This window comes from Microbacterium aurum, from assembly GCF_016907815.1.
In the GTDB taxonomy this organism is placed as follows: domain Bacteria; phylum Actinomycetota; class Actinomycetes; order Actinomycetales; family Microbacteriaceae; genus Microbacterium; species Microbacterium aurum.
Genome location: NZ_JAFBCQ010000001.1, coordinates 1,113,664 through 1,136,009, shown reverse-complemented (window position 1 = coordinate 1,136,009; position 22,346 = coordinate 1,113,664). Strand labels below are relative to the sequence as shown.

Here is a 22,346-nt window from a genome sequence, read left to right as displayed (position 1 = left end):
CGACGGAGGCATAGACTCGCCCTGTGGGCACCATCTATTACGGCGGATCGGCGACTCCGATCCATATCGAGGACCGGGCGCTCGCGCATCTGAAGGTCGTCATCGCGACGAAGCTGCGCCGCAGCGAGAGCTTCACGGTCTCGTGGCAGCATCCCGAGGGAGAGCCGCGCGGGCGCAGCACGATCTGGCTGCACCCGTCGATCCCGATCCGGTTCGTGTTCGACGATCCCGAGCCGGCCGAGCTCAGCCGCGAGTGGATCGAGGATCTCGCGCAGTCGGCGAACTCCTCGGGCGGCATCTCGCTGGTCGCGGAGCACATCGAGCCGGCGCCCGACGACGCTGCCGACGACGCGCCACAGACCGTGACGGTCAACTGAGCGCCGGAGTAGCATCCGCGCCACGTCGCTGACAAGCCCCTCTTCGCCCTCCGCGCCGGACCGTAGGTTCGGATCGGGGCCGGCACCGTCCGGCCGACGAGGAGGATCCCATGGCGAAGACGGCCACGTCGACCAAGAGCTCGGCGAAGACGACCACCGGCACCACGACGGCCGGCAACAAGCGATGCCCGGCCCGCGGGGGAAGCGGCGCCGAGCGGACCGGTCTGCAGAACGCTGAGAGCGGCTTCCGCGCGTCGCCGGAGCTGAGCCGGAACCTGCAGTCCGTGCTCGTCGACCTCGTCGAGCTGCAGATCCAGGGCAAGCAGGCGCATTGGAACATCGTCGGTACGAACTTCCGCGACACGCACCTGCAGCTCGATGAGATCGTGCACGCCGCCCGCGAGCTCGGCGACACGATCGCCGAGCGCATGCGCGCGCTGCACGCGCTGCCGGACGGTCGCAGCGACACCGTCGCCCAGACGACGACCCTGCCGGAGTTCCCGCAGGGCGAGATCGACACCACCGAGGCGATCGACCTCATCACCGAGCGCCTCGAGGCGGCGGTGGGCACCGTGCGTGACGTGCACGATGCCGTGGACGAGGAGGACCCGACGAGCGCCGACCTCCTGCACGAGGTGCTGGAGCAGCTCGAGCAGCTCGCCTGGATGGTGAGCGCGGAGAACCGTCGGCCCGCGAAACGGTGAGCGCCCCCTCGGTGGGGGTCGCCGACGCCGTCGATCTGGCGGGCGGCGAGCCCGGATTCGCCGCGCGGGCGGTCACCGACGCGGCGCGCGACGTCATCGGGCTCGGCACGCACCTCGGCGCCACGATCGACTGGGCGGTCCGCTCCGCCGCGCACATCCCCCTCCCCGGTCCGTCGCGGAACGCGACGGACGCCGCGACCGCGGAGCGGTGGAGCGCGCTGGCCACCGCGGCGGCCCTGGACGTGGGCGCGGCGCGCGTGCTCGAGCCGCACCTGGATGCGCTGGCGATCCTCGCCGAGGCGCGCGCCGACGGCATCGCCGTCGACCTCGCCGCGCTCGGCGTGGATGAGGACGCGTCGTGGGGTGTCTACGCCGCCGAGGGCGGCGCGGCGCGCCTCACCGCACGCCAGACCCCGTCCGGCTGGGTGCTCGAGGGCACGAAGCCCTGGTGCTCCCTGGCGCAGGACGTCAGCCACGCGCTCGTCACGGCGTGGACCGGAGAGCACGACCGTCGGCTGTTCGCGGTGGCGATGACGGATGCCGCGGTCTCGCCGCACCGCGGACCGTGGGTCGCCCGCGGTCTCAGCCGCATCGTGAGCGCCCCGGTCGACTTCACCGCGGCATCCGCCGTGCCGGTCGGCGATGACGGCTGGTACCTTCGCCGCGCCGACTTCGCGGTCGGCGGGATGGGCGTCGCCGCGGTGTGGTGGGGCGGCGCGCTGCCCCTGCTGGCGGCGTTGCGCGCGGGCGCGGCGCGCGAGGGCGCCGATCAGATCGCCCAGATGCTGCTCGGCGAGGCCGACGCGCTGTCGTGGAGCGCCCGCGCGACGCTGCTCGACGCCGCCGGCCGCGTCGACGCCGCCGGTGCCGACCCAGGTGGCACCGGCGACGACCTGCGCATCCTGGCGGAGCGCGTCCGCGCGGTCACGGCGACCGCGGTGGAGCGCATCGTCACGCGCAGCGGTCACGCCCTCGGCCCCGGCCCGCTCACGGTCGACGAGGAGCACGCGCGCCGCGTGTCGGACCTCAAGATCTACCTGCGCCAGCACCACGCCGAACGCGACCTCGCCCGGCTCGGCCGCCTGGTGGCCTCGTGAGCGTCGCGTTCGACCATCGCGAGGCCGGCACGGCAGAGGAGCACTGGGCGCGGGCTCGCCCGTGGCGCGATGCCGCGAGGTTCGACCTCGACGGCGGCCGTCTCGTGGTCCTCGCCGCCCACCCCGACGACGAGACCCTGGGCGCCGGCGGGCTCATCGCGGCGGCGGCCGCCCGCGGGGCCGAGATCGTCGTGGTCGTCGCGACGGACGGTGAGGCGGCGGATGCCGATGCCACCGGCGCCGCGCGCGCACACCTCGCGCGCATCCGGCGGAGCGAAGTCGTCGACGCCGTCGCCGACCTCGCGCCGGGCGCACAGCTGCACCTCCTCGGCATTCCCGACGGCGAGGTGCGCGAGCACGCCGATCTGCTGCACGAGCGCCTGCGCGCGATCGTCGCGGACGGCGGCGACGCGCCCGGTGCCGCCCGCCGCGCGCCCGCCCGCAACGCCGCGGCCGCGCCTGCCACGACGCTCGTCGCACCGTGGTGGGGCGACGGACACCGCGACCACCGCGTCGCCGGCGAGGTCGCCCTGCGGCTGGCCGGCGCCGACGTGCGCGTGCTCGGCTACCCGGTCTGGATGTGGCACTGGGCCGACCCCGACGAGGTGGACCCGGCATCCTGGCGCGTCCTGCCGCTCGACGCTGCGGCGCGCGCCGCGAAGACGCGCGCCCGCGACCGACACCGCTCGCAGACCCAGCCCGACTCGAGCGGCGCCCCGACTCTCCACGACGGGATGCTGGCCCACTTCGACCGCGACCTCGAGGTGTTCATCGCGCCGCCGGATGCCGCCTCCACCCCGACCGACACCTTCACGCGTCGCTACCGGTCGCGCCCGGACCCGTGGGGTGTGCGCACGCGGTGGTACGAACGGCGAAAGCGGGCGCTCCTCGCCGCGATCCTGCCGCGCGAGCGGTTCACACGCGCGCTGGAGATCGGGTGCGGCGTGGGCGAGTTCACCGCCGAGCTGGCCACCCGCTGCGACGCCGTGGTCGCGATCGACGTCGCCGCCGAGGCCGTCGCCCGCACCGCCGAGCGCGTCGCGACGCAGCCGCACGTGCAGGTCGTGCGCGCCGACGCGCGGACCGATCTGCCCGCCGTCGCGCCGGGGCACAGCGAGCTCGTCGTGCTCTCCGAGGTCGGCTACTACTGGAGCGCCGCGGATCTGGAGATCGTGCTGGACGCGATCGAGGCGGCGGGCGCGGACCTCATCGCGGCCTGTCACTGGCGGCATCCCGTCGGCGACGCACCCCTGTCGGGCGACGCGGTTCACGCGGCGATCGCCCGCCGGGCCCGCACGCGCCTGTCCCGGTATCTCGACGAAGACGTCGTCATCGAGGTCTTCGCCCTGCGCGAGACGCCGTCGGTCGCCCGGGCGGAGGGACTCACCCCGTGACCGCGATCGAGGCGATCGGCGTAGTCGTGCCGGCGCACGACGAGGAGGAGCTGCTGGGCGCCTGCCTCGCCGCGCTCGCGCGCGCCGCGCAGGAGGCGCGCCCGCTCGTGCGAGACGTGCGGATCTGGGTCGTGCTCGATGCCTGCAGCGACCGGTCCGAGGAGATCGCGCGCGCCGCGGGCGTGGAGATCGTGCGGGTGGACGCGTGCAATGTGGGGCGCGCCCGCGCCGCCGGGGTCGAGGCGCTGACGGCCGCGTTCGCGGACGTCCCGCCGGCGCGGCTGTGGATCGGGAACACGGATGCCGACTCCACCGTGCCGCCGCACTGGCTCGCCGACCAGCTCCGGCTCGCCGATGCCGGGGCGGACGTCGTGATCGGCACGGTGCGTCCCGACTTCCGCGACCTCAGCGCCGAGCAGTGCGCGGCGTGGTGGGCGACGCACACGCCGGGCGTCGCCAACGGCCACGTGCACGGCGCGAACCTGGGCGTCCGCGCCTCGGCGCTGCTCACCGCGGGCGGCTACGCGCCGCTCGCGGAGCACGAGGATGTGGACCTCGTGGAGCGGATGCGGCAGACCGGCGCCGTGTGCGTCGCCGCAGACACCGCCTGGGTGCAGACCTCCGGCCGCACGTTCGGGCGCACCGACGGCGGCTACGCGCGGTACCTGCGGGAAGACCTCATCGCGCTGGCGCAGCGCACCGGGGCATCCGGATCGGAGGCCGCGGCATCCGCGCGGTCAGAGTCCGCGCCGCGGCGGGAAGTGCGCGATCGGGATGGGGCGGGTCGCGCCTGACGAGTCCTCCTCGGCGAGCCGTCGCGCCGCCGCCTCGGCGCACTCTTCGAGCGTCGCCATCCGGCACCGGCGCTGGGTGCCGCGCATCCAGACCACCTCAAAGCCGTCGTCCACCCGCTCCACGTACGCGACGATGTACGACGCGTCCGTCGCGGGCGCGCGGGTGTCGCACAGCCGCCAGGCGTCGGTGTCGATCGCCTGCAGATCGAGGAGATCCCCGGCATCCGCCGCCTGCGCCATCGTCGCCACCGCCTTCACGACCACCCTCTCCCGGCGTGCGTGGACGCACGAGGGGATTGACAGGGCGAGGCGGGTGTGCCTGCGGCGGTGCCTGCCGCGGACGTCAGCCGGTGAGAACCTCGCCCGTGTCCGGACCCTCGGGCTCGGGAACCAGGTACAGCCCGCTCGTGGAGTTGGCGGCGTGCGTCAGGGCTTCCAGCCAAGCCCGGTTCAGAGCCGGCTGCCGGCTCCCGTGGTACTTGTACACGATCGTCGCGTGGGGGTGCAGCCACACCGTGGTGCGGCCGTCGCCCAGGCTGGGGTCGTTGCGCCAGGTGAACGGGAACGGCTCGCCACGGCGGAGCTTCTGGCTGATCACCACCTGCAGGTGCGCGAGCACCCTGTCGTCGAAGTCGACCTTCACCGCACCGTCGTAACTCAATCTGCCCACGCCTTCACCGTAGCGCGTCGGTGTCACCGCAGCGCGTCGGCACGGCGGACGATCTCCGCGCACGCGCGGTCGGCGCCGAGCACGGTCGCCGAGATCGCGACGGGCGCCTCGACGACGGCGAGCAGCCCGGAGCCGAGCAGCATGGAACAGCGGGAGAGCTCGCCGTCGTGGATGCTCGGGAAGTGCACGACGTCGGATCTGCCGTGATCCTGCAGCACACGCGCGTAGTCGATCACGGCATCGGCGACCTCGTCCGTCGTGAGGACGCGATGACCGTCGATCAGGATGTCCTTCATGCTGCAGCACCTCACCTGTCGGCTCTCGTGATGATTGCTGACAGTCAAGTAGCACGCCGCGCGCACCGGCGAGGGGGTTGACAGGCTCCGGCGCCGCCCGTTAGTCAGGAAGCCGGCGGGACGTGCACCCGCGCCGCGCCGAGGAGGCGCCCGTGCGTGAGGGTCTGACAGAGCCGCGGGACGGTTGTCAACCCCCGGACACGGCCGGCGGGTCAGGAGCACAATCGCGGTATGGGACTCGCAATCATCCTTCTCATCGTCGCCGTCGTGCTCATCCTGCTGGGCGTGTTCGTGGAAGCGGCGAAGTTCCTGCTGTGGATCGGCCTGGTCATCCTGCTGATCGCGATCATCGCCTGGCTGATGAGGGTCGTCAAGCGCAACGCCTGACCGCCGGGCTCAGGCGCGGCGGTACTGCGACACCGTGGGGCAGTCGAAGGGATCCCGTGCGGCCAGGCCGACGCGGTTGAGGTAGTCGATGACGATCGCGTACGAGCGCCACAGGCTCGTCTCGGTGTACGGCACCCCGAGGCTCTCGCAGTAGTCGCGCACCACGAGGCGCGCTTTCGCGAGGTGCGGGCGGGCCATGCTCGGGAACAGGTGGTGCTCCACCTGGTAGTTCAGGCCGCCCATGAGCCACGTCACCCACCAGCCGCCGCGGATGTTGCGCGAGGTGCGCACCTGCTTGCTGAAGAAGTCGAGCCGTGCCGACTCGGCGATCACCGGCATCCCCTTGTGGTTCGGCGCGAACGACGCGCCCATGTAGACGCCGAACACGGCCAGCTGCACGCCGAGGAACGCGAAGGCCGTGCCGAGCGGCAGCAGCAGGAACAGCGGCACGGCGAGCACCGTGAAGCGCGTGGCGATGAGGGCGAGCTCGAGGCCGCGACGCTTGACCGGCTCGCGCGAGAGCAGGTGGCGGATGCCGAGCGCGTGCAGATTGAGGCCCTCAAGGGTCAGCAGAGGGAAGAAGAGCCACCCCTGTCGGCGCGTGATGAGGCGACGGATGCCGCGGGCCTGCGCCGCGTCCTCGGTGAGGAAGGAGATCGTGTCGACCTCGATGTCGGGGTCCTTGCCGACCCGGTTGGGGTTGGCGTGATGGCGTGAGTGCTTCGAGTCCCACCACGAGTAGCTGATGCCGACCACGCCGGCGGCGAGGATGCGGGCGAGGCGGTCGTTGGCGCGTCCGGAGGCGAGGATCTGCCGGTGCGCGGCCTCGTGGGCGAGGAAGGCGACCTGGGTGAGGACGATCCCGAGCGCCGCGGCGATGAGCAGCTGGAACCAGCTGTCGCCGAGCAGGATGAATCCCGAGATGCAGCCGCCGAGGCAGACGGCGAGGATGGCCCCCACGAGCGCGTAGAACCCGGGACGCCGCCGCAGCAGGCCGAGCTCCTTGATAACGTTGGAGACCTGCGTGTACGCGCGGGCGACGGGCGGGAACGTCTCCGCGGTCGCATAGGTCTGGCGGATCGGACCGAGGGTCGCGGTGGGAGCGATGGTTGCCATGGACGGCTCCGGGGTGATCGGCGGCTCCGGCGCGAGCGTCGGTTCCGTTGGGCGAAGCCAAAGGCGGATGCCGATCGCTGACGCCGACACTACGCGTGCGCCCATGCCGGTCCCGGCATGCGACGGCGTCGCGGGCCGCCGTCAGCGCGGACGCCCGGGCACGGCGTCCGCCGGCTGCGAGGTGACCCCCTCGGCGGCGGCGAGGCGCCGAGGGGACGCGAGCAGCGCGTCGCGCTCCTCGTCGTGGATGAGCGGAGCGAACTGCGCCTCGATGTCGGCGGTGTGGGCGGCGGTGGCCTTCTCGATGAGCGCCACCCCGGCATCCGTCAACGCGATGCGCACCTGCCGCGCGTCGACGTCGCCGCGCGTGCGGACGACGAGGCCGCGCTCTTCGAGTCGCGCGACGAGGTGCGTCGTCGAGCCCGAGCTGTAGAGCAGCAGATGCGACAGGTCGGCGGCGCCGAGCGCGCCGCCGGCCTCCCGCAGCGACAGGAGCGCCTCGTACTGCGCCGTCGTCAGGTCGGCTTCGCGCTTGAGGGTCGCGACCAAGCGCAGCAGCATCGACCGCTGCCCGCGCAGCAGCCCGCGCCAGATCTCCAGTTCAGGCGACAGTCGCGGCACGGCGACCTCCCGGGGAACAGCGGCGATCTATCTGTAGTCCGACGCCCCGCCACACGCCGCGGCGAGCGTGACACTCAGTGCGGCAGCGGGTGGGTGCACTCGAGCGCGGCTCCCTCGACGTCGACATCGGGGATGATGCGGTCGAGCCACCGCGGCAGCCACCACGCCGCCGTCCCGAACAGGTGCATGAGCGCGGGCACGAGCACCATGCGGACGACGAACGCGTCGAACAGCACCCCGATCGCGAGACCGAAGCCGAGCGGGCGCACCATGCCGAGGTGGCTGAAGACGAAGCCGCCGAAGACGGATGCCATGATGATCGCCGCCGCGGTGACCACCGCGCGTCCGCCGCGGACGCCGGCCACGACGGCGGTGCGGGCCGGCAGCCCGTGCACGTACGCCTCACGCATGCCCGACACGAGGAACAGTTGGTAGTCCATCGCGAGGCCGAACAGCACGCCCATGATGATGATGGGCGCGAAGCTCAGCACGGGGCCGGGATCGTGCGCGCCGAAGACGGCCGACAGCCACCCCCACTGGTAGATCGCAGTAACCGCGCCGAGCGCGGCGAACAGCGACAGCACGTAGCCCGCCGTCGCGATGAGCGGAACGAGGAGCGACCGGAACACCACGATCATGATGATGAGCGACAGCCCGACGACCACCAGCAGGTAGATCGGCAGGGCATCGGCGAGCTTCTCGGAGACGTCGATGTTGCCCGATGCCTGGCCGGCGACCCCCAGCGAGACCTCGCCCTGCCCGTCGGTGTCGATCGGCGACAGATCCCGCAGCGTGTGCACGAGCTGCTCGGTCGACTCGCTTGCGGGACCGTCGTGCGGGATCACCTGGAACGCGAACACCGTGCCGTCGTCCGAGACGCCGACCGGCGCGACCGCGACGACGTCGCTCTGCTCCGCGAGGACGGCGGCGACCTCGACCTGCGTGCGCAGCTGGTCGGCTTCCGCGACGGCATCCGGGGTCTGCGCGACGACGAGCAGCGGCCCGTTCTGCCCCGCGCCGAACTGCTCGGCCACCGTCTGATACGCGCGGTACTGCGTACTGTCGACGTCCTCGCTCGGTCGAGACGGCCGCGCTCTGGCTCGAGAGTGTGCTGCTGACCCCCGCCCGGATGCTCACCGAGGAGTGAGCGAGGGCCACACCTCGCCGCGCGCGTTCAGCGGATGCCGAGCTCGGCGTCGAAGTCGCTCGACGCGGGATCGAGGTGACGGAGGCGCGCAACGTCGGCGAACGCGCGGTCGGCGGACACCAGCCCCGTGATGTGCTCGCGCCGCATCGCTGTTGCGGCGAGCACGGCATCGAACGCGCCGAGACTCTCGTGGCGGCGGAACACCTCCATGCCGCGTTCGAGGTCCTCCGCCTCGAGGGGAACGAGCGGGGCGAGCAGGGCTGCGAAGCGCTCCGTCAGCTCCGCAGCATCCTGACGGCCGCGCCGGCGCGCCCGCACGTGCGCGAACTCCTGCAGAACCTCGACCGTCGTGGTCGCGGACACCCGGCCGTCGCCGATCGCCGCGATGAGAGCGCGGCACCGCGATTGCAGCGGGTGGTCCGAGCCGACCGCGTAGACGAGGACGCTGGTGTCGAGCAGGATCACCGCCCGGCTCGCAGTGTGTCGAGCTCGGCACGAAGCTCCGCGGGTTCCGGCACATCCATCGGCGGAGCCTGCAGGATCGCGGCGGCCGCCGCGGCCCGCCGGGTCTGATCAGGGGGATAGACGACGTCGATCGCCGTCCGAACCAGGTGGGCGACTGAGACGCCCCGAGCGGCGGCGGTCGACTCGAGGCGCGCGCGCTGCACGCTGTCGATGAGCACCTGCAGCCGCTCGGTCTTCATGCTCATACATTAGCAGGAGCATATGGGCGCAGTAGGGGCGGATGCCGGGGCCTCACGCCCCGGCATCCGCCCCTCGCCCCCGCGATTCAGCCGAGCGTCTTCCATGTGCTCGACGTCATGCTGTCGGCGCAGGAATCGGCGTCCACCGGCCAGTACCTCGAGATCGGCAGCACCGTGGCGGACGTGCCGCTGATGCCCGAAGGGTTCGATCCCTTCGCTCAAGCGCTGAGCGGACGGCCGTAATGCTCAGCGTCCATTCCGGGTTCACCGCTTTGGCACCGAACGGACATCACGCTCATCCTGGTGGGAGGCGGAGGTGCACGGTGGGACGCTTGAGCTATGACGGGGTCGAGAAGCTGGAGATCGACGACCGGGCGCTCGCGCACCTGCAACTCGTCATCGGCAGCAAACTGCGCCGCGGCGAGTCGTTCCTGTTCACGTGGCGGCCCGACACCTCGCTCGGCGGCGGACGTGTGTCGGTCTGGATGCACCCCCACGCATCGCTGGTGTTCCGGTTCGCCGGCAGCCGGCCGCCGCGCATCAACCGGGCGTGGGCGGAGGCCATGATGAACGCCGCCAACTCGCCCGCCGGCCTGTCTCTCGTGCCCGAGCCGCCGGAGCCGACCCCGGGCGCGGATTCGGGAGAATCGTCGCTGTGAGCGATCGGGGCGCGGACGACGACGTACCGCTGCGGGAGGAGACCTTCCAGACCGACGACATCGCGACGGCAGAGGCGATCGTGCAGCGGTTCTATCCCGTCGCGAAGCTGCACGAGTCCCGGCGGCGGTTCTGATTCGAGCAGACGACTCGCGGGGCCGACGGGATCACGCTGGCCCGCTTCAAGATCACACCGGTATTCGAACGGGTCGAGGTGACCGGGAACTACGAGACCGCCGTACTCGAAAGGGAACGCCGGGTGAACAGCCGGTGCGGCGATGTCGGATGTCCGCCGTACGGTTCTCGTCGTGACGACGTGCGTGCTCTGCGGCATGGGTGAGCCGGTGGCGGGTGCCGCGGGCATCGGCATCCGTGCGTGTCCGGTGTGCGGCTGACTCGTCGGCGACGTTCCGGACGCCGACCTGCCGCGCCCGCGCGTCGACGTCGTCTACTACCTGCGGTGGGAGGGCCGGATCAAGATCGGCACGTCGGCGCAGCCGCGTCGGCGACTGGCTGCGATCCGGCATGAGGAGCTGCTCGCGTTCGAGCCGGGTGACCGGGTCGTGGAGCACTCCCGGCACGTGCAGTTCGCGCACCTGCGCGAGGGCGGCGAGTGGTTCCGCGCCGATGCCGCGCTCGTCAGCCACGCCGCCGCGCTCGCCGGCGCGACACCACCGTGGCACAGCCACGCCCGGTGGGTCGCCGATGCCCTGCGTCGGAACGTCAGCTGAGACGCTGCTCGAGGCGGGTGAGCGCGCGCTGCTGCTGCGGGTTCAGCAGCCCGTCGGCGTACTCCTCGACGATGTCGGCGGCCGGACCGAGGTCGATGCGGGAGTCGGATGCCGCGAGGTCGGCGACCACGGGAGCGAAGGTCGTCGCGAACGTCTCGACGAGCGTCGCGATGTCGTGCTCGGTGCTGTCCGGGCCTGGGGTCACGCCGGGGCTGACCCCGCGCACCGGCCGGGCGCTCGTCCGCTGGGCTATCGCCCGCTGGGCTATCGCTCGCTGAGCTACGATTTCCGGCATGACGAACTCCGCGCCGATCGACGACGTTCCGATCGGCAGCGAGGGCATCCGGCTGGGACAGTTCCTGAAGTTCGCAGGCGTGCTCGATTCGGGCGGCGACGTGAAGGAGGCCATCATCGACGGTCTCGTGACGGTCAACGGCGAGGTCGACCGCCGTCGTGGTCGGCAGCTGCAGATCGGCGATGTGGTCGGCTTCGACGGACGCCGCCTGCGCGTGCGCCCGTGACGCGGCCACGTCGCCACGCCGGTGGTGAAGCGGGCTGATCGCGGTGAGCCCCGGTTAGCGTGGGACCATGCGGTGGCGTTCAGGACTGGTGGCCGGCGTGGTGCTCCTCAGCCTCTCCGTGACCGGTTGCGCGACCACTGCCGCGGCGGGCGGCGAAGGTGCAACGGAGCCGAGCGGGAGTGCGAGCGCCCATCCCACCGGCGATGCGGCCGCACGCGCGCAGGCGCAGGCGTGGCTGGATGCCGCGGCGCTCCCGCCTGGAGCCGTCCCCGCCGACGCGGCGGTCGCCGCCTTCACCTCCTACACCGGATGGCCGTGCGGGCCGATCGAGGAACGGGAGGCGTTCTGGAGCATCCCCGGCGCGACGGTCACCGGGACCGCCAACTGGCTGCGGGAGAATCCGACCGCGGACCTGCTTTCCACGGCGGTTGCTGCGATTCCCGAGGACCCGGCGATCACGAGTGCGGCCGTCGGCTTCATCCCGGAGATGGATGCCCAGGAGGGTGTCGTCTACACCATCGTGAAGACCGACGACGGCGTCGCGGTGCGCGCCGAGATCGCCGCGCTCACCGCATCCGCCACGTGTCCGACGCCACCCGGCGGCGGCACGTGGGGCCCGCCCGGTCAGGGCTGATCCTCTCCGCGGCGGCTGGTGTCGGTGGTGCGGCATAGTCTTCGCTCGTGGCCAGCCTCGACGACGTGCGTGCGATCGCGGCCGGACTGCCCGGCAGCGAAGAGCGGGCGATGACCGGTGGCGCCGCGTGGTTCGTCCGCAGCAAGCTGTACGCGTGGGAGTGCCACCCGTGGCCCAGCATCCCCGAGGACATGCGCGAGGTCATCTCGTCCGAACTCGTCGTGGGAGTGAAGGTCGCCGAGCAGATCGATGCGCTCGCGCTCATCGAGATGGCGCCGGAGGTGTTCCTGCGGACCACGACACGGTGGGGCGAGCCGAAGGTCGCGTTCCGCATGGCGCTCATCGACGCGGATCATCTCGCCGAACTCGTGACCGAGGCGTGGCGCGTGCAGGCGCCGAAGTACCTGCGCCGCGAATTCGACGAGACGAGCGTGTGACCCGGCAGTGCCAGCCCATCGGATGTCTGTACGCACCGCGAGCGAAGCCGCGGGCAACCGACCACGCAGTATCAGAAACTCGTGCGTGTCGCCCCTTGGATTGAAGACGTCCCTCGGCGTGAGGTGGCTTCGGCGTGCGCCGCAATGCGCCGTCAGCCGCGTTCGGTTGAGATCGAGAAGCCTTCCTTGGCGACGACGCGGCGGCGCCGGTTGTGCATGCGTTCCAGCACGGGTACAGCGACATCACGGAAGTCGTGAACGGTCGGCAGATCCGGGGCGCCGCTCCCCCGTGTGACACGGCCTATCTGCTGGATGATCCGCCCCTTGAACGACACCGGCACAGCCAAGAACTGTGTGTTGAGGGAGGGGAGATCGATACCTTCTCCTGCGACCTTATCGATCGCGATCAAGACGAAGGGGTCGCGTGCAGCGTCCAACGAGCTCAGGCGTTCGCGTACTGCCCGTCGCTCGGGGCTCGGCAGGCGGCCGTGGAGGCGGACCACCGGAACCGTTGTGCGAGCTTCGGCAGCGGTCGCGAGTGCCGCGAGATGGTCGAGCCTGTTCGTAAGTACAAGTGAGCGTCGGCCTTGCGCTGCGGCGCGCTCGATCTCCGTGACCACTTGCTCGTTTCGCGCTTCGTCCGCGGCCAACTCCGAGTAGATCGCCTGCATGGAAGGGCCGCCTTCACCGGGTTCTGCGGTGGTGAACGCCGTCTCGTGTACGAGGAAGCGTCGTTCTTGCGCTTCACGGGGCACGATCCTGTCGCGGATGGGCCCGGCCTGCATGGTGATCAGTCCGTCCATCTGATCTGCCCGGTACGGAGTCGCGGTCAACCCGACCCAGTTGCGGACACTGACTTCGCGAATCGCCGCTTCGACTGCTGGGCCCGCGATCGCGTGACATTCGTCGACGATGAGCGATCACAGTCTTGCCCGCGCCCGGGGGCGCTACGAGCACCCCCGTCTCGTGCCGAAGCAGCTCTTCGACTGTGGCCGCCTGCTCGGGCCGCAACTCCCCCCGCGCTCCCGCGAAGAGCGGCCAACTCTTGCCGCGCTCCGGATAGATCCTGTTCCAGCGCGCGGATGCGCTCTTGCAACTCCTGGATCCGGTCGGGAACGCCCACACCTCGACCGTACCCGCGCCGGGCGCCCCGCTCTGCAAGATCCAGCACCGGCGCGCGCGAAGCTCACTCTCAAACCCCGGCGGGGAGGGCTGACCCCGACTCTAGCCAGCCCACCGATTGTGAACTACAGTTGACACATGGTCGATGTCGTCAAGAGCGCGGTCTTCGACCAATGGATACGAAAATTGAAGGACCGGAACGCGCGAGCCCGGGTGCTGATCAGGATCGACAGACTCGCCGCGGGCAACCCCGGCGACGTGAGACCGGTCGGCAACGGCATCTCGGAACTGAGAATCGACTACGGCCCCGGATACCGGGTCTACTACCTCCAGGAACGGTCTCGGTTCATCCTCCTGCTCTGCGGAGGCGACAAGTCCACCCAGCAGTCCGATATCACCCAGGCACACCGAATGGCACAGGAGTGGAAGAACCATGACCGAGACGACTGAACGCTTCAGCCGCTACGACACGGCCGACTACCTCACCGACCCCGCCGACGCTGCCGCCTACCTCGAGGCCGCCGTCGAAGACAGCACCGACCCGGCCGATGTCACGCGTGCACTCGGCACTATCGCCCGATCCGGGAACCTCAGCGAACTCGCCCGTCGCACCGGCATGAGCCGCGAGGGCCTCTACAAAGCGCTCTCAGCCGACGGCAACCCGAGCTTCGCCACCATCGTGAAAGTCGCGGACGCTCTCGGACTCAGACTCCACTTCGAATCCGTCGCCTGAGGCGACGTTATGCCTCCGCCGACCATCGCTGGCCGCAGGAGGATCTCGCGGCCTCGTCCGCGGTCTGGCGTTCTAGAGTGTCCGGGACACTGCGGGGTCGCCGACACCACCGCTGCGGCCCTCATGACCCTCACGTGAAAGAGCTAATACCCCGGGTGACCGCGGATTTGTTGGCGGAGACGGAGGGATTTGAAATCGCGCCGATGGCAACTGAAGCCGGCTGTAACCGCATGATTCCGCGGGTTCTGATGTCACGGAAGGCCGCTTCGATCAGGTCAGCGGGTTTCGATTCGTGGCAGAAACGTGGCGGGGCGCCCAGCGCGAATCTGGCAACCTCGCCTACACGGCAGGCGCGCGATCTGAGGCTACTCGCTCGCAGCTTCGACCATCATCTCGACGGCTTCGATCATGCCGTACCGGTCGCGCAACGTGTCCAGGATCTCCTCGACGGTGAGTGCTGCACCGTAGCGGCCGGAACGACTCGCGATCTCCTGCACCGAGGCGAGCGCATGCCTTGGGTTGAGTACGACGGTATTCTTCGCGAACTCCTTGGCGCTGAGCACTTGGATGCCCGACGGAATCTTGTCCGCGGGGAAGTCCTTGAGGTTCTCCGTGACGATCGCTCCTGCGCCCCCGATGACGGCCGCCGCGACCACATGCTCGTCATGCGGATCGGGAAGCCCGAACGTACCGTCCAGCGGCTCCCAACCTGCGACCTCCGCGTCGGCGAACTCTCGCCGCATCGCGGCGATGAGGGTCGCTGCACGGCCAGCAGCCTCGGTCACGGGTATCCCCCGCTTCACGAGCTTTGCCTCCTCGTGAAACTCGAGCTCGTCGAGGATCACCGAACTCCGGGTCGGTCGATACGCGCCCTCGATTGCGAGGGAAAGGAGGAAGTCACGTTGCAGGCTCGGCCACAGCACGCTGGTGTCGAGGGTTGCTGTGAACACGACCCCATCCTGTCAGCCTGCGAGGTCAGAGTCGTGCTGCCCGCCTCGCTGCAACCGCCTTCCTCGCCGCTTTCAGGTCCTCGAGCGTCTGCTCGATGTTGTCTTCGCCGACGGCGTCGCGCGTGGCGGCGAGCATGTCGTACTGACGCTCCCGCCGGCGCTCTCGATATTCGAGCAGATCCGCGAGGAGAACGCGTCGGTGCGTTCCAGCCTTCTCGAACGGGATCTCGCCCTCGTCGAGGAGCTTCACGATGGTCGGGCGGCTCACGTTCAGGAGATCCGCTGCCTGCTGAGTGGTGAGCCGTGTTGCCTGGGGTACAACTGACACGGCCAGCCCGCTCTGCATTGCGTCCACAATCTTGCGGAGGGCAAGGTAGACCTCTTCCGGAAGCTCGACCTGATCGCCTGGACGCGCCCCCGCAAGGAAGTACCGCGGCTCGGGAAGAGCCCGGCCAGCGGCCTCATGGGCCATGAGGAAGTCCAGAACAGGAGCAAGTTCGCCTCCCCTGCTGGGAAGGTACGTCTCTTCAACGACTGCAGCGCGAGACATGGGAATCACCTCAATACACGTAAACGCAGGAGGTTGCGTTTGTTGCGATTACGTTAGCATGTGTCACCGACAGATCGAAGGAGCATGCTGGGATCAGGGCCACTGCCGGCCGCGCTCACCGCATGTCGAGCTGCCCGAGCGCATAGCTCCACGGGATGCGCTCCTGCTCGAGGCGTATGTTGCCCTCCGCGCTCAGAGACTGGAGCGTCGCGCGTTCACCGGGAGTAAGTAGTTCGAGCACACCGACATTCGGATCCGGGTCGATCCCCCAGAGATCGCGGTGGTCGTACAGGGTGTCGCCGTCCATCAACGCGGAGGTAGCATCGACTCCCCGGGCTCGAAGTCGGTTGAGGATGGCGAATCCGTGCGAATCGAGGTCTCCCCAGTAGGTGACCGCCTGCGCCCAGGGAAGGCGAGCAACGAGGTCGACCCGGTGTCCGCCGCCATGTATCGCCACTGCCTGGGGCACGTTCGGCATTGCGAGCAGTGTGGCGAGGTTCTCGAACACGAACACGCGCTCAGGCCGGATCGCGTTCGCCGCCAGATCGCCGACGGGCGCCGTCACATCGGTGAGGCCCTGGAAGGAGAGCGACGGATCGAGGACACGGATTCGCATGAGCGGAGACGGCTCGCGGAGACCCAATCCGGGTGCGCCGGTTCCGGCGCGATGCAGCGCCTCGACGAGGCCGCGGCGGGCTTCGATCCACTTGGTGTGGATGCCGCGAATCGGCAGTTCCCGGATGAGTCGGCCCGATGTCGGGTTCTCACGCAACCAGGTCAGCACATCGACGAGCCTGTCGAAATCGGCCGCATCCAGGTCGGTGATCGCGCGGGCATGGGCGCGGAGCACACCGCCGGCATCGGACCCGACCAGACCCCTCAGCTCGCCGAGTCGCGTCACCAGACGCCGCCAACCGTCTGCCTCGCCGGCGACTCGAGCGATCGCCTCGGGCCCTCGGATCACCGCGCGAACGGGTACTTCCTGCGAGCCGACGCGCGACCAACTGCGGAGGACCCATTCGAGCTGGATGTCCGGCTCTGCGGTCACGTCGCGCCAGGAGTTGACCCACCCTCGAACACGATTCAGGTCACTCAGCGCCTCCCGCTCTGTCGGCGGCCGCAGGGGCACATCGAGCACGACACCGGCCTGCTGCTCGGCCGCCCACGTGCGCGCATCACGGTCGAAGAGCTTTTTCGCGCGCGCACGCAGGTCCGGCGGCGTGACGGGCGTCGTCACGCGCGCGACTCCGCATGCGGGGTGGAGGTGGCCTCCGGCTCACCGACCGCGAACACCACGTTCGCCAGTCGTGACGTGTTGCGGTCGGGGTTCGATACCGACGTAATCGCGCCCACGTACGGCTCGAGTGTCTGCAGCAGCTTCTGAGGTGTCGCGAGGATCATGTGGAACCCGAATTCCCGGAACACCTCCATCGCGTTGCGCGTGTATCGACTGTCGGCCTTGTCGAATGCCTCGTCGAGCACGATCGACCCGAACCTCGGGACCTCGTCCTCTTCCTCAGTGAGCTGGTAGCGCAACGCCGCGGCGAGGCAGAAGATGACGAGCTTCTGCCGCTGACCGCCCGACAACCCCTCGGCGGAGTCGTACACTCGCACGACCCGGCCGGTGAGGTCCTTCTCCCGTGCGAGGAAGCTCACGTGATGCCGTGTGTCGAGCACACGATTTCGCCAGTCGATGTCGATGCGGTCCTTGGAGCCGAGTCGACCGATGACGCGCTGCAGGACGCCGAAGCGCTGCTCCGCGCCGGCGGCGGACTCGTCAGCCCAGTTGCCTTCGACTATGCGGCGCAGGTCGGTGAGGAACTCGTCGACCTCCGGCGTCCGGGTCGTCTTCACATCGATCTCGAGGAAGCGATCCGTCCCCTCGAACGGGGACCGTCCGAGGGATGCGTTCACGGGAAGAATCCGTTCGCGGATGAGCCCCGGGGCGTCGCGGAGGTCGCTGAGCAAGTGGGCCACGACATCCTGCGAGCGCTCCCGCAACAGCTTGCGGAACTCGGCCTCCTTCTCGGGCAGGCCGCGGGCGAGGATCCCCTCCCGAAGTTCGCGATACCCGTAACGGTCACGGATATCGGCAGTGAGCTCGGCGGATGCTGCTGGCCACCCGAGTCGGAACTCCGCCGCACGTCCCGCGAAGCTGGCTTCAGCGTCGGCTGCACGGCCGGCCGCGGCGTCCTTCTCCCTCGAGAGCGCCGACTGAACCTTGCGTGCGACCTCGTCGACCGTCTCAAGGCTGACAGAGCGTCGCTCGGCGCGAAACCGTGCTTCCAGCGACTCGGCGATCGCTTCGTCGACCGGAGCGTGCGGAGTCGCCTCGAGTCCGGCGATGTGTGCCGCGATGCTCTCTACGTTCTTGCGGGCGACAGCATGGTCTCCGACCGCCCGTTCGTGACTCTCGTTCTTTTCGTTCAGCCGCTGGGTTGCTCGCTCCGCGGCCTCCTGTGCTTCACGGAGAGATCCGGACTCACTGGTGAGCACCCGGAGTTCGTCGCGCCGGGCGGCAGTGACCGTCTTCGCGGATGCGAGATCCACCTGGCTCCACGTGAACGTCGATACGCGGGTGAAGACGTCACGCCGAGTGACAGCGTCGTGATGAAGCGAGTCCGCGTCCGACTCGCGGGCAGCGGTCTTGTCCTTCGCGAGTTCCGCTTCGCGCCGACGGTCTAGCAGCGCTTCAAGTCGCGCTTGGGTGTCGCCGCCGAGCATCCAGCGGGTGGCGTCACCGACGTCGTGACGGTCGTCCTTCTCGTACCTACGTGAGTTGCGCTTGACGAGGCCGCCGATCGTGACGCCACGGTCGACGCCATCGAGCTCGTCGGGGTGTGAAACGCAGGCGTAGTCGAACTCGGTGGCGATGCGCTTGCGGACATAGGACGCGAAGGGTCCGGCGCTCACCACGAGGCGATGAACAAGCGAGCGGGAATCCTTGGGGCGACGCGGCTCGTCGACCGAGTGCGGGACCGCTTCGATGATGAGCCTGACACCCAGTGTCCGCGACTCGGCCGCCCGACGCGCAGCGACAAGGTGTTCGTCCCGGACGAGGAGCGTCGGCGCAAATGGGGCCATCACTCGCTCTACCGCGCCGCGCCATGCGGAGTGCTGCTCTGCCACCGAGATCAGCTCGCCTGCAAAAGGAAATGCCGATGCCGGCACACCGACAGTGTCGGCGAGGAATCGCCGGGCGCTCAGTAGCCTCTCATCGAGGTTGCTTCGGTGATCTCTCAGCGCCTGAATCTGCTTCGTTACTTCATCCAGCGCCTTGCGCGCCTGACTGGCGGCGTCACGCACCTCATACGACACCGCGGGGATATCGCGCGCCGCCTCGGTAACGGCCGCCGCAAGGAGCTCCGCGAACTGCTCGGGATCCTCGGGCACCGGCGCACCGATGCGCGCCAACTCGGCGGTCAGCTGGGCTCGATACTGCCCGGAGATGTCCTCGGCGCGCTGTGCACTCTCGATCCGCTCCTGCAGAAGCTCAACCCGCGCGCCACCCTCATCCCGAACACGCGCCTTCGCGCTCTCCAGCGCCTCGGACGCCAGCCGCTGCTCTCGCTCGGCGTCGCTCACCTCGCTCTCGGCGCGCGCCAGCACGGCGCGCGCGGGACCCGCGGCCTCCTTCGCAAGCCGAAGCTTGAGCCCCGAAGTGAAGGGCTCGACGGCATCGTGCAGATCAGAAATCGCCGCCATCTCGGCACCGGCCAGATCGAACGCGGTGATGGCCTCGTCGACCTTGCGGAGCGCATCAGCCTGCTTACGCAAGTCGACCACGTGCTTGTGGGCCGCATCGAGCTCCGTGAACTGCTCGACCGCAGTCTCCGCGCGTGCAAAGGTCCCCGGCTGATCGAGCATGAACCCGCGGAACAGCGCATCGAGCGTGCCGAGGTTCTTCGCCGACTGCGTCTTGTGGAGAAGCTGGAGCGTCGCGTCCCCGCGGAAGCCGAACTGGCGGATGACACGCTCATGGAAGCGTCCGTGCCGTCCACCGGTTGTGATGAGCGCATCGGGGAAGGCCTTCGACATTCGGCGCGCGTCGATTCCGCCTTCGACATGCGGCTTCACTTCGAGAAGCTCCACCTCGCCGCGCGCGAAGATCCGCGCATCCTTCAACACTGTCGGCTCGGTGCGTGTGCCGGGTGCGTGGAACACCCGCAGCAGGACGACCGGTTCGTCACGAAGACTCTCGTAGCGCAGCAGGATGCCGCTCCAGGTGGCCTTCGAGCGAAGGTACGTCGTGGTGGCCCGATCAGCGGTCTCGTCCGCTTCCTTGCTCCAGGCCCCGCGCACGTAGCTCATCAGCGTCCGATCGCTCTGTCGAGATGTGCCGTCCTGAGCTGCCGCGTTGAGTCGCAGCCACCGATCGGGGGTGAGAACCGCGGCGATCGCGTCCAAGAGGGATGACTTGCCCGATCCGGATGCCCCGGTGAACAGGTGACCGTCGCGCGCGACGTCCACGGCGACGTGGCCCGCGAACGTGCCCCAGTTGACGAGTTCGATCTGGGCGAGGCGCCACTGACCGGGCCTGGTCGGATCGACCGCCGGCTCGTCAGTGGGGAAGGTCAGCATCGTCATGCGCTCGTGTCCTCGGCATCCGTCGGCGCGGCAGCGACCTCATCCTCGCCCTCCAGGGCGATCCGCTGATACTCCGCGGTGATCGCGCGGATCTGGTCGGCGTCAACGAGCAGCCGGAGCACCGGAGAGATCTCGGCGCGGTCATCGCCGACGGCGTGCAGCACACGGAGCTTGTTCTGCATCTTGTTCCACGACGAATTGACTCGACTCGCGAAGTCCTTCTCGTCCCGATCGGGGGTGCGGAACACAGCGAGCTGCTCGAAGACCTCCGCCTGCCCGACGATCACGCGCCCACGGCCCTCCTCGCTCAGCAACGTCTGGCGCAGGACAAGCAGCATCGCCGTGTCGAGGAACGTCAAGGCCTCGGACCGCACCGCCTTCGGTGCTTCGTCGGAGGGAGCGTTGCGGACGAACGCGAACTCGTTGTCACGGTCGATGACCAGTTCGAGGAACAGCTCGGCGAGACGCGAGCGGATGACCGCCTCGTCGGTGAGCAGTACTGCCCACAATTGCGCCTCTCGTGCGCCTGAGAGGTACGGGCCGCGCACCAGACGGAGCAGGACCCGCCTGGTCCGATCCGGAAGCTCCCCTACGTCACCGCGCCAGAGGCCGGCGTGCTCCACGGGGGCGGCATCCGTTGGAATCACTTCGGTCATGTCACCGCTCCTGTGAATCGGTGCGCCGCGACGATTGCCGCACGCGGAACTCCGTCGGCGCCCTGCCACGTGAGCACCTCAGGTTCGTCGTCGACGCTTCCCTGCTCGGCCGCGATCGAGAGAAGTCCGATCACACTTCCGACCCCCTGCGTCGCGGGGTATCGAGCGAGGACGTCTGCGACCGTGCATGACTCCACCTCAGCGAGCAGGTCGTTGATGTTCCGGGTGAGCTCGTCGAAGTCGATCTCGGTCTCACGGGCGATCGCCCGCAACTCCTCGAGGCTCGCGAGGGATGCCGTATGCGTGACGATCTCCTCGGTGGCGGCGAATTCTGCGGGATCGTGGAGGTCGATCGCCCCGACACTCGACATGGCCACGGCGGAGAGATCCAAAGTGAGCGACGTCGGATGCCATGGACGCGTATGCGCGGATGCTTCCACACCCGCGTGCTGAGCCTCCCGCAGAAGAGTCCGCAGGACCCGGTCGCGCTGGTAGTCCTGCGACTGCACGTAGCGGCGGAGCGCCCGGGCGAACAGCGTGATGACATCGTGGATCTCCGCGCTTCGTCCCTTGAGCGTTGCGAGGAAGGCGCGCAGTGCCCGGCGCTCATCCGAGGTGAGATCACGAGCGAATCTGCGGTCGAGGATGCGACGGATGTCGGCCTCGAATGCGGCACCGAGTGCAGGGTCGAGCACGAGCTGGGAGAAGGCAGCGAAACTGCGGCCTGCATCCGAGTCGGAGATGTGGTCGATTCCGCGGAAGACTTCGTCGACGACTGACGCCTGAGAAACATCGGACTCGACGATCTTCGCCCTCAGCGACGCATTCAGCGTCTCGAACTCGGCACGCACCCGAGCAAAGTCGTCCGGCACGTCCGCCGCCTGCGCCAGCACGTCGCGAACGCGCTCGAGCGCCCGGTCTTCATCGATCGCGGACTCGTCACCGGAACGCAGGCTCTCGATCCGCCGCTCAATCGACTCGATCTCTTCCTCGAGTAGCGCGATGCGCGCTGACACGTCAGGATCGGTGTCGATCGCGAGGCGACGGACCTGCGCCGCAAGACTCGCAAGCCGAGACTCGGTCACACTCGAACGCGGGGCGGCACGCCCCTGCAAGAAGCGGATCCCGGCGATCGCATCCGGGGAAAGCTCGAGCGTCTCACCCCGCGCTTCCGATGACGGCCGACGCACCAGGAAGCCGGCCGATCGCCACTCCCCGCAGTACCCCTTCGCAGTCAGCGGCAAGATCAGCCCCTGCGCACGGAGCCGCTCGAGGTCGGCATCGATCCGCTCGTACAGCTCCTCAGCGTCGACTCGGCGCTCGTCTCCGCCCAGGTGGATCCCGAGAAGACCGGCGACCACGGGTGCGCTGTCGGCTCGAAGCAGCTTCCACGCCGCATCGCGCTCCGCAAGCTGGGCGAGCTCGAGAACCTGGGCAACGGCGGGCACGCGTCCATTCTGA

Annotated in this window: 30 protein-coding genes and 1 pseudogene; 15 read left to right on the top strand and 16 right to left on the bottom strand. The window is 69.4% G+C overall.

Features of this window, described 5'->3' with window-relative positions; translation table 11 throughout:
• The first annotated feature begins 23 nt into the window (after window positions 1-23).
• From JOD60_RS05680 to JOD60_RS05660, 5 genes are all read left to right on the top strand, one after another.
• Entirely contained in the window at window positions 24-377 is a 354-nt protein-coding gene (locus JOD60_RS05680) for a DUF7882 family protein (RefSeq protein WP_076689346.1), read from the top strand.
• 110 nt (window positions 378-487) lie between these two features.
• Entirely contained in the window at window positions 488-1,081 is a 594-nt protein-coding gene (locus tag JOD60_RS05675) for a Dps family protein (RefSeq protein WP_076689344.1), read from the top strand.
• Window positions 1,078-2,178 carry an acyl-CoA dehydrogenase family protein gene (locus JOD60_RS05670; protein WP_157127869.1) on the top strand — a complete coding sequence of 367 codons (1,101 nt, stop codon included), beginning with the start codon at window positions 1,078-1,080 and terminating at the stop codon, window positions 2,176-2,178. The genes JOD60_RS05675 and JOD60_RS05670 overlap by 4 nt, the downstream gene beginning before the upstream one ends.
• Window positions 2,175-3,572 carry a PIG-L family deacetylase gene (locus JOD60_RS05665; RefSeq protein WP_076689342.1) on the top strand — a complete coding sequence of 466 codons (1,398 nt, stop codon included), beginning with the start codon at window positions 2,175-2,177 and terminating at the stop codon, window positions 3,570-3,572. The genes JOD60_RS05670 and JOD60_RS05665 overlap by 4 nt, the downstream gene beginning before the upstream one ends.
• Complete coding sequence (locus JOD60_RS05660; RefSeq protein ID WP_076689340.1) at window positions 3,569-4,366, top strand: glycosyltransferase family 2 protein; 798 nt, start codon at window positions 3,569-3,571, stop codon at window positions 4,364-4,366. Before JOD60_RS05665 ends, JOD60_RS05660 begins: the two co-directional genes overlap by 4 nt.
• Here JOD60_RS05660 and JOD60_RS05655 read toward each other — a convergent pair.
• From JOD60_RS05655 to JOD60_RS05645, 3 genes are all read right to left on the bottom strand, one after another.
• Window positions 4,310-4,624, bottom strand: coding sequence for a hypothetical protein (locus tag JOD60_RS05655; RefSeq protein WP_232321705.1), 315 nt, complete (start codon window positions 4,622-4,624; stop codon window positions 4,310-4,312). The genes JOD60_RS05660 and JOD60_RS05655 overlap by 57 nt on opposite strands.
• 85 nt (window positions 4,625-4,709) lie before the next feature.
• Complete coding sequence (locus JOD60_RS05650) at window positions 4,710-5,036, bottom strand: DUF7882 family protein (RefSeq protein WP_076689338.1); 327 nt, start codon at window positions 5,034-5,036, stop codon at window positions 4,710-4,712.
• Between the two features lie 23 nt (window positions 5,037-5,059).
• Window positions 5,060-5,332 (bottom strand): hypothetical protein, encoded by a 273-nt coding sequence (locus JOD60_RS05645; protein ID WP_076689336.1) that lies wholly within the window; start codon window positions 5,330-5,332, stop codon window positions 5,060-5,062.
• Window positions 5,333-5,563: 231 nt separating this feature from the next.
• Here JOD60_RS05645 and JOD60_RS05640 point away from each other — a divergent pair, with 231 nt between their 5' ends.
• Window positions 5,564-5,719, top strand: coding sequence for a hypothetical protein (locus JOD60_RS05640; protein ID WP_198159130.1), 156 nt, complete (start codon window positions 5,564-5,566; stop codon window positions 5,717-5,719).
• 9 nt (window positions 5,720-5,728) lie between these two features.
• On the opposite strand, the gene JOD60_RS05635 is transcribed toward JOD60_RS05640, so the two are convergent.
• The 5 genes and pseudogenes from JOD60_RS05635 to JOD60_RS05615 all read right to left on the bottom strand — a co-directional run bounded on the left by JOD60_RS05635 (window position 5,729) and on the right by JOD60_RS05615 (window position 9,313).
• The gene (locus JOD60_RS05635; protein WP_076689334.1) at window positions 5,729-6,835 is read right to left on the bottom strand and encodes a fatty acid desaturase family protein; all 1,107 of its coding nucleotides are present in this window, start codon (window positions 6,833-6,835) and stop codon (window positions 5,729-5,731) included.
• A gap of 141 nt (window positions 6,836-6,976) precedes the next feature.
• Entirely contained in the window at window positions 6,977-7,456 is a 480-nt protein-coding gene (locus tag JOD60_RS05630; protein WP_076689332.1) for a MarR family winged helix-turn-helix transcriptional regulator, read from the bottom strand.
• 74 nt (window positions 7,457-7,530) lie between these two features.
• Window positions 7,531-8,544: pseudogene (locus JOD60_RS05625) on the bottom strand (MMPL family transporter); the annotation flags it as partial.
• Between the two features lie 86 nt (window positions 8,545-8,630).
• Window positions 8,631-9,068, bottom strand: a complete 438-nt coding sequence (locus JOD60_RS05620; RefSeq protein ID WP_076689330.1) for a type II toxin-antitoxin system VapC family toxin — start codon at window positions 9,066-9,068, stop codon at window positions 8,631-8,633.
• Window positions 9,065-9,313 carry a hypothetical protein gene (locus tag JOD60_RS05615; RefSeq protein ID WP_076689328.1) on the bottom strand — a complete coding sequence of 83 codons (249 nt, stop codon included), beginning with the start codon at window positions 9,311-9,313 and terminating at the stop codon, window positions 9,065-9,067. Before JOD60_RS05615 ends, JOD60_RS05620 begins: the two co-directional genes overlap by 4 nt.
• 99 nt (window positions 9,314-9,412) lie before the next feature.
• Here JOD60_RS05615 and JOD60_RS05610 point away from each other — a divergent pair, with 99 nt between their 5' ends.
• From JOD60_RS05610 to JOD60_RS16660, 4 genes are all read left to right on the top strand, one after another.
• Window positions 9,413-9,550 (top strand): hypothetical protein, encoded by a 138-nt coding sequence (locus JOD60_RS05610; protein ID WP_232321704.1) that lies wholly within the window; start codon window positions 9,413-9,415, stop codon window positions 9,548-9,550.
• Between the two features lie 80 nt (window positions 9,551-9,630).
• Entirely contained in the window at window positions 9,631-9,966 is a 336-nt protein-coding gene (locus JOD60_RS05605) for a DUF7882 family protein (RefSeq protein ID WP_076689326.1), read from the top strand.
• Window positions 9,963-10,100 (top strand): hypothetical protein, encoded by a 138-nt coding sequence (locus tag JOD60_RS05600; RefSeq protein WP_157127868.1) that lies wholly within the window; start codon window positions 9,963-9,965, stop codon window positions 10,098-10,100. The genes JOD60_RS05605 and JOD60_RS05600 overlap by 4 nt, the downstream gene beginning before the upstream one ends.
• 427 nt (window positions 10,101-10,527) lie before the next feature.
• A complete protein-coding gene (locus tag JOD60_RS16660) occupies window positions 10,528-10,695 on the top strand; it encodes a hypothetical protein (RefSeq protein WP_232321703.1) in 168 nt (55 codons plus the stop codon).
• Here JOD60_RS16660 and JOD60_RS05590 read toward each other — a convergent pair.
• A complete protein-coding gene (locus JOD60_RS05590) occupies window positions 10,688-10,990 on the bottom strand; it encodes a hypothetical protein (protein WP_157127867.1) in 303 nt (100 codons plus the stop codon). The genes JOD60_RS16660 and JOD60_RS05590 overlap by 8 nt on opposite strands.
• Between JOD60_RS05590 and JOD60_RS05585 the strand changes: the two genes are divergently transcribed.
• The 3 genes from JOD60_RS05585 to JOD60_RS05575 all read left to right on the top strand — a co-directional run bounded on the left by JOD60_RS05585 (window position 10,989) and on the right by JOD60_RS05575 (window position 12,287).
• The gene (locus JOD60_RS05585; protein ID WP_076689322.1) at window positions 10,989-11,216 is read left to right on the top strand and encodes an RNA-binding S4 domain-containing protein; all 228 of its coding nucleotides are present in this window, start codon (window positions 10,989-10,991) and stop codon (window positions 11,214-11,216) included. The two genes, JOD60_RS05590 and JOD60_RS05585, sit on opposite strands and share 2 nt — an antisense overlap.
• A 67-nt stretch (window positions 11,217-11,283) precedes the next feature.
• Window positions 11,284-11,850 (top strand): hypothetical protein, encoded by a 567-nt coding sequence (locus tag JOD60_RS05580; RefSeq protein WP_157127866.1) that lies wholly within the window; start codon window positions 11,284-11,286, stop codon window positions 11,848-11,850.
• A gap of 47 nt (window positions 11,851-11,897) precedes the next feature.
• Window positions 11,898-12,287, top strand: coding sequence for an MmcQ/YjbR family DNA-binding protein (locus JOD60_RS05575; RefSeq protein WP_076689317.1), 390 nt, complete (start codon window positions 11,898-11,900; stop codon window positions 12,285-12,287).
• A gap of 152 nt (window positions 12,288-12,439) precedes the next feature.
• On the opposite strand, the gene JOD60_RS05570 is transcribed toward JOD60_RS05575, so the two are convergent.
• Complete coding sequence (locus JOD60_RS05570) at window positions 12,440-13,090, bottom strand: DEAD/DEAH box helicase (protein ID WP_076689315.1); 651 nt, start codon at window positions 13,088-13,090, stop codon at window positions 12,440-12,442.
• Window positions 13,091-13,547: 457 nt separating this feature from the next.
• Here JOD60_RS05570 and JOD60_RS05565 point away from each other — a divergent pair, with 457 nt between their 5' ends.
• Both JOD60_RS05565 and JOD60_RS05560 read left to right on the top strand, forming a co-directional pair.
• Window positions 13,548-13,859, top strand: coding sequence for a type II toxin-antitoxin system RelE/ParE family toxin (locus JOD60_RS05565; protein ID WP_076689313.1), 312 nt, complete (start codon window positions 13,548-13,550; stop codon window positions 13,857-13,859).
• Window positions 13,843-14,142: an addiction module antidote protein gene (locus JOD60_RS05560; RefSeq protein ID WP_076689311.1), complete on the top strand. Its 300-nt coding sequence runs from the start codon at window positions 13,843-13,845 to the stop codon at window positions 14,140-14,142. Before JOD60_RS05565 ends, JOD60_RS05560 begins: the two co-directional genes overlap by 17 nt.
• A gap of 365 nt (window positions 14,143-14,507) precedes the next feature.
• On the opposite strand, the gene JOD60_RS05555 is transcribed toward JOD60_RS05560, so the two are convergent.
• The 6 genes from JOD60_RS05555 to JOD60_RS05530 form a co-directional block, all read right to left on the bottom strand.
• A complete protein-coding gene (locus tag JOD60_RS05555; RefSeq protein ID WP_076689308.1) occupies window positions 14,508-15,092 on the bottom strand; it encodes a PIN domain-containing protein in 585 nt (194 codons plus the stop codon).
• A gap of 25 nt (window positions 15,093-15,117) precedes the next feature.
• On the bottom strand, window positions 15,118-15,642 hold the full coding sequence (locus tag JOD60_RS05550) for a helix-turn-helix domain-containing protein (RefSeq protein WP_076692068.1): 525 nt from the start codon (window positions 15,640-15,642) through the stop codon (window positions 15,118-15,120).
• 115 nt (window positions 15,643-15,757) lie between these two features.
• Window positions 15,758-16,879 carry a DUF3322 domain-containing protein gene (locus JOD60_RS05545; RefSeq protein WP_076689306.1) on the bottom strand — a complete coding sequence of 374 codons (1,122 nt, stop codon included), beginning with the start codon at window positions 16,877-16,879 and terminating at the stop codon, window positions 15,758-15,760.
• On the bottom strand, window positions 16,876-20,229 hold the full coding sequence (locus JOD60_RS05540; protein ID WP_084201910.1) for an ATP-binding protein: 3,354 nt from the start codon (window positions 20,227-20,229) through the stop codon (window positions 16,876-16,878). Before JOD60_RS05540 ends, JOD60_RS05545 begins: the two co-directional genes overlap by 4 nt.
• A complete protein-coding gene (locus tag JOD60_RS05535) occupies window positions 20,226-20,885 on the bottom strand; it encodes a DUF4194 domain-containing protein (protein ID WP_076689304.1) in 660 nt (219 codons plus the stop codon). Before JOD60_RS05535 ends, JOD60_RS05540 begins: the two co-directional genes overlap by 4 nt.
• Complete coding sequence (locus JOD60_RS05530; protein ID WP_076689301.1) at window positions 20,882-22,333, bottom strand: DUF3375 domain-containing protein; 1,452 nt, start codon at window positions 22,331-22,333, stop codon at window positions 20,882-20,884. The genes JOD60_RS05535 and JOD60_RS05530 overlap by 4 nt, the downstream gene beginning before the upstream one ends.
• Window positions 22,334-22,346 lie beyond the last annotated feature (13 nt).

Excerpts from the sequence above, each read along its gene's own strand:
- JOD60_RS05580 (WP_157127866.1), top strand. The coding sequence starts at position 11,284 with ATGCGGTGGCGTTCAGGACTGGTGGCCGGCGTGGTGCTCCTCAGCCTC.
- JOD60_RS05590 (WP_157127867.1), bottom strand. The coding sequence starts at position 10,990 with ATGCCGGAAATCGTAGCTCAGCGAGCGATAGCCCAGCGGGCGATAGCC.
- JOD60_RS05640 (WP_198159130.1), top strand. The coding sequence starts at position 5,564 with ATGGGACTCGCAATCATCCTTCTCATCGTCGCCGTCGTGCTCATCCTG.
- JOD60_RS05540 (WP_084201910.1), bottom strand. The coding sequence starts at position 20,229 with ATGACGATGCTGACCTTCCCCACTGACGAGCCGGCGGTCGATCCGACC.
- JOD60_RS05570 (WP_076689315.1), bottom strand. The coding sequence starts at position 13,090 with ATGGACGGACTGATCACCATGCAGGCCGGGCCCATCCGCGACAGGATC.
- JOD60_RS05675 (WP_076689344.1), top strand. The coding sequence starts at position 488 with ATGGCGAAGACGGCCACGTCGACCAAGAGCTCGGCGAAGACGACCACC.
- JOD60_RS05535 (WP_076689304.1), bottom strand. The coding sequence starts at position 20,885 with ATGACCGAAGTGATTCCAACGGATGCCGCCCCCGTGGAGCACGCCGGC.
- JOD60_RS05615 (WP_076689328.1), bottom strand. The coding sequence starts at position 9,313 with ATGAGCATGAAGACCGAGCGGCTGCAGGTGCTCATCGACAGCGTGCAG.
- JOD60_RS05645 (WP_076689336.1), bottom strand. The coding sequence starts at position 5,332 with ATGAAGGACATCCTGATCGACGGTCATCGCGTCCTCACGACGGACGAG.
- JOD60_RS05550 (WP_076692068.1), bottom strand. The coding sequence starts at position 15,642 with ATGTCTCGCGCTGCAGTCGTTGAAGAGACGTACCTTCCCAGCAGGGGA.
- JOD60_RS05560 (WP_076689311.1), top strand. The coding sequence starts at position 13,843 with ATGACCGAGACGACTGAACGCTTCAGCCGCTACGACACGGCCGACTAC.
- JOD60_RS05585 (WP_076689322.1), top strand. The coding sequence starts at position 10,989 with ATGACGAACTCCGCGCCGATCGACGACGTTCCGATCGGCAGCGAGGGC.
- JOD60_RS05635 (WP_076689334.1), bottom strand. The coding sequence starts at position 6,835 with ATGGCAACCATCGCTCCCACCGCGACCCTCGGTCCGATCCGCCAGACC.
- JOD60_RS05565 (WP_076689313.1), top strand. The coding sequence starts at position 13,548 with ATGGTCGATGTCGTCAAGAGCGCGGTCTTCGACCAATGGATACGAAAA.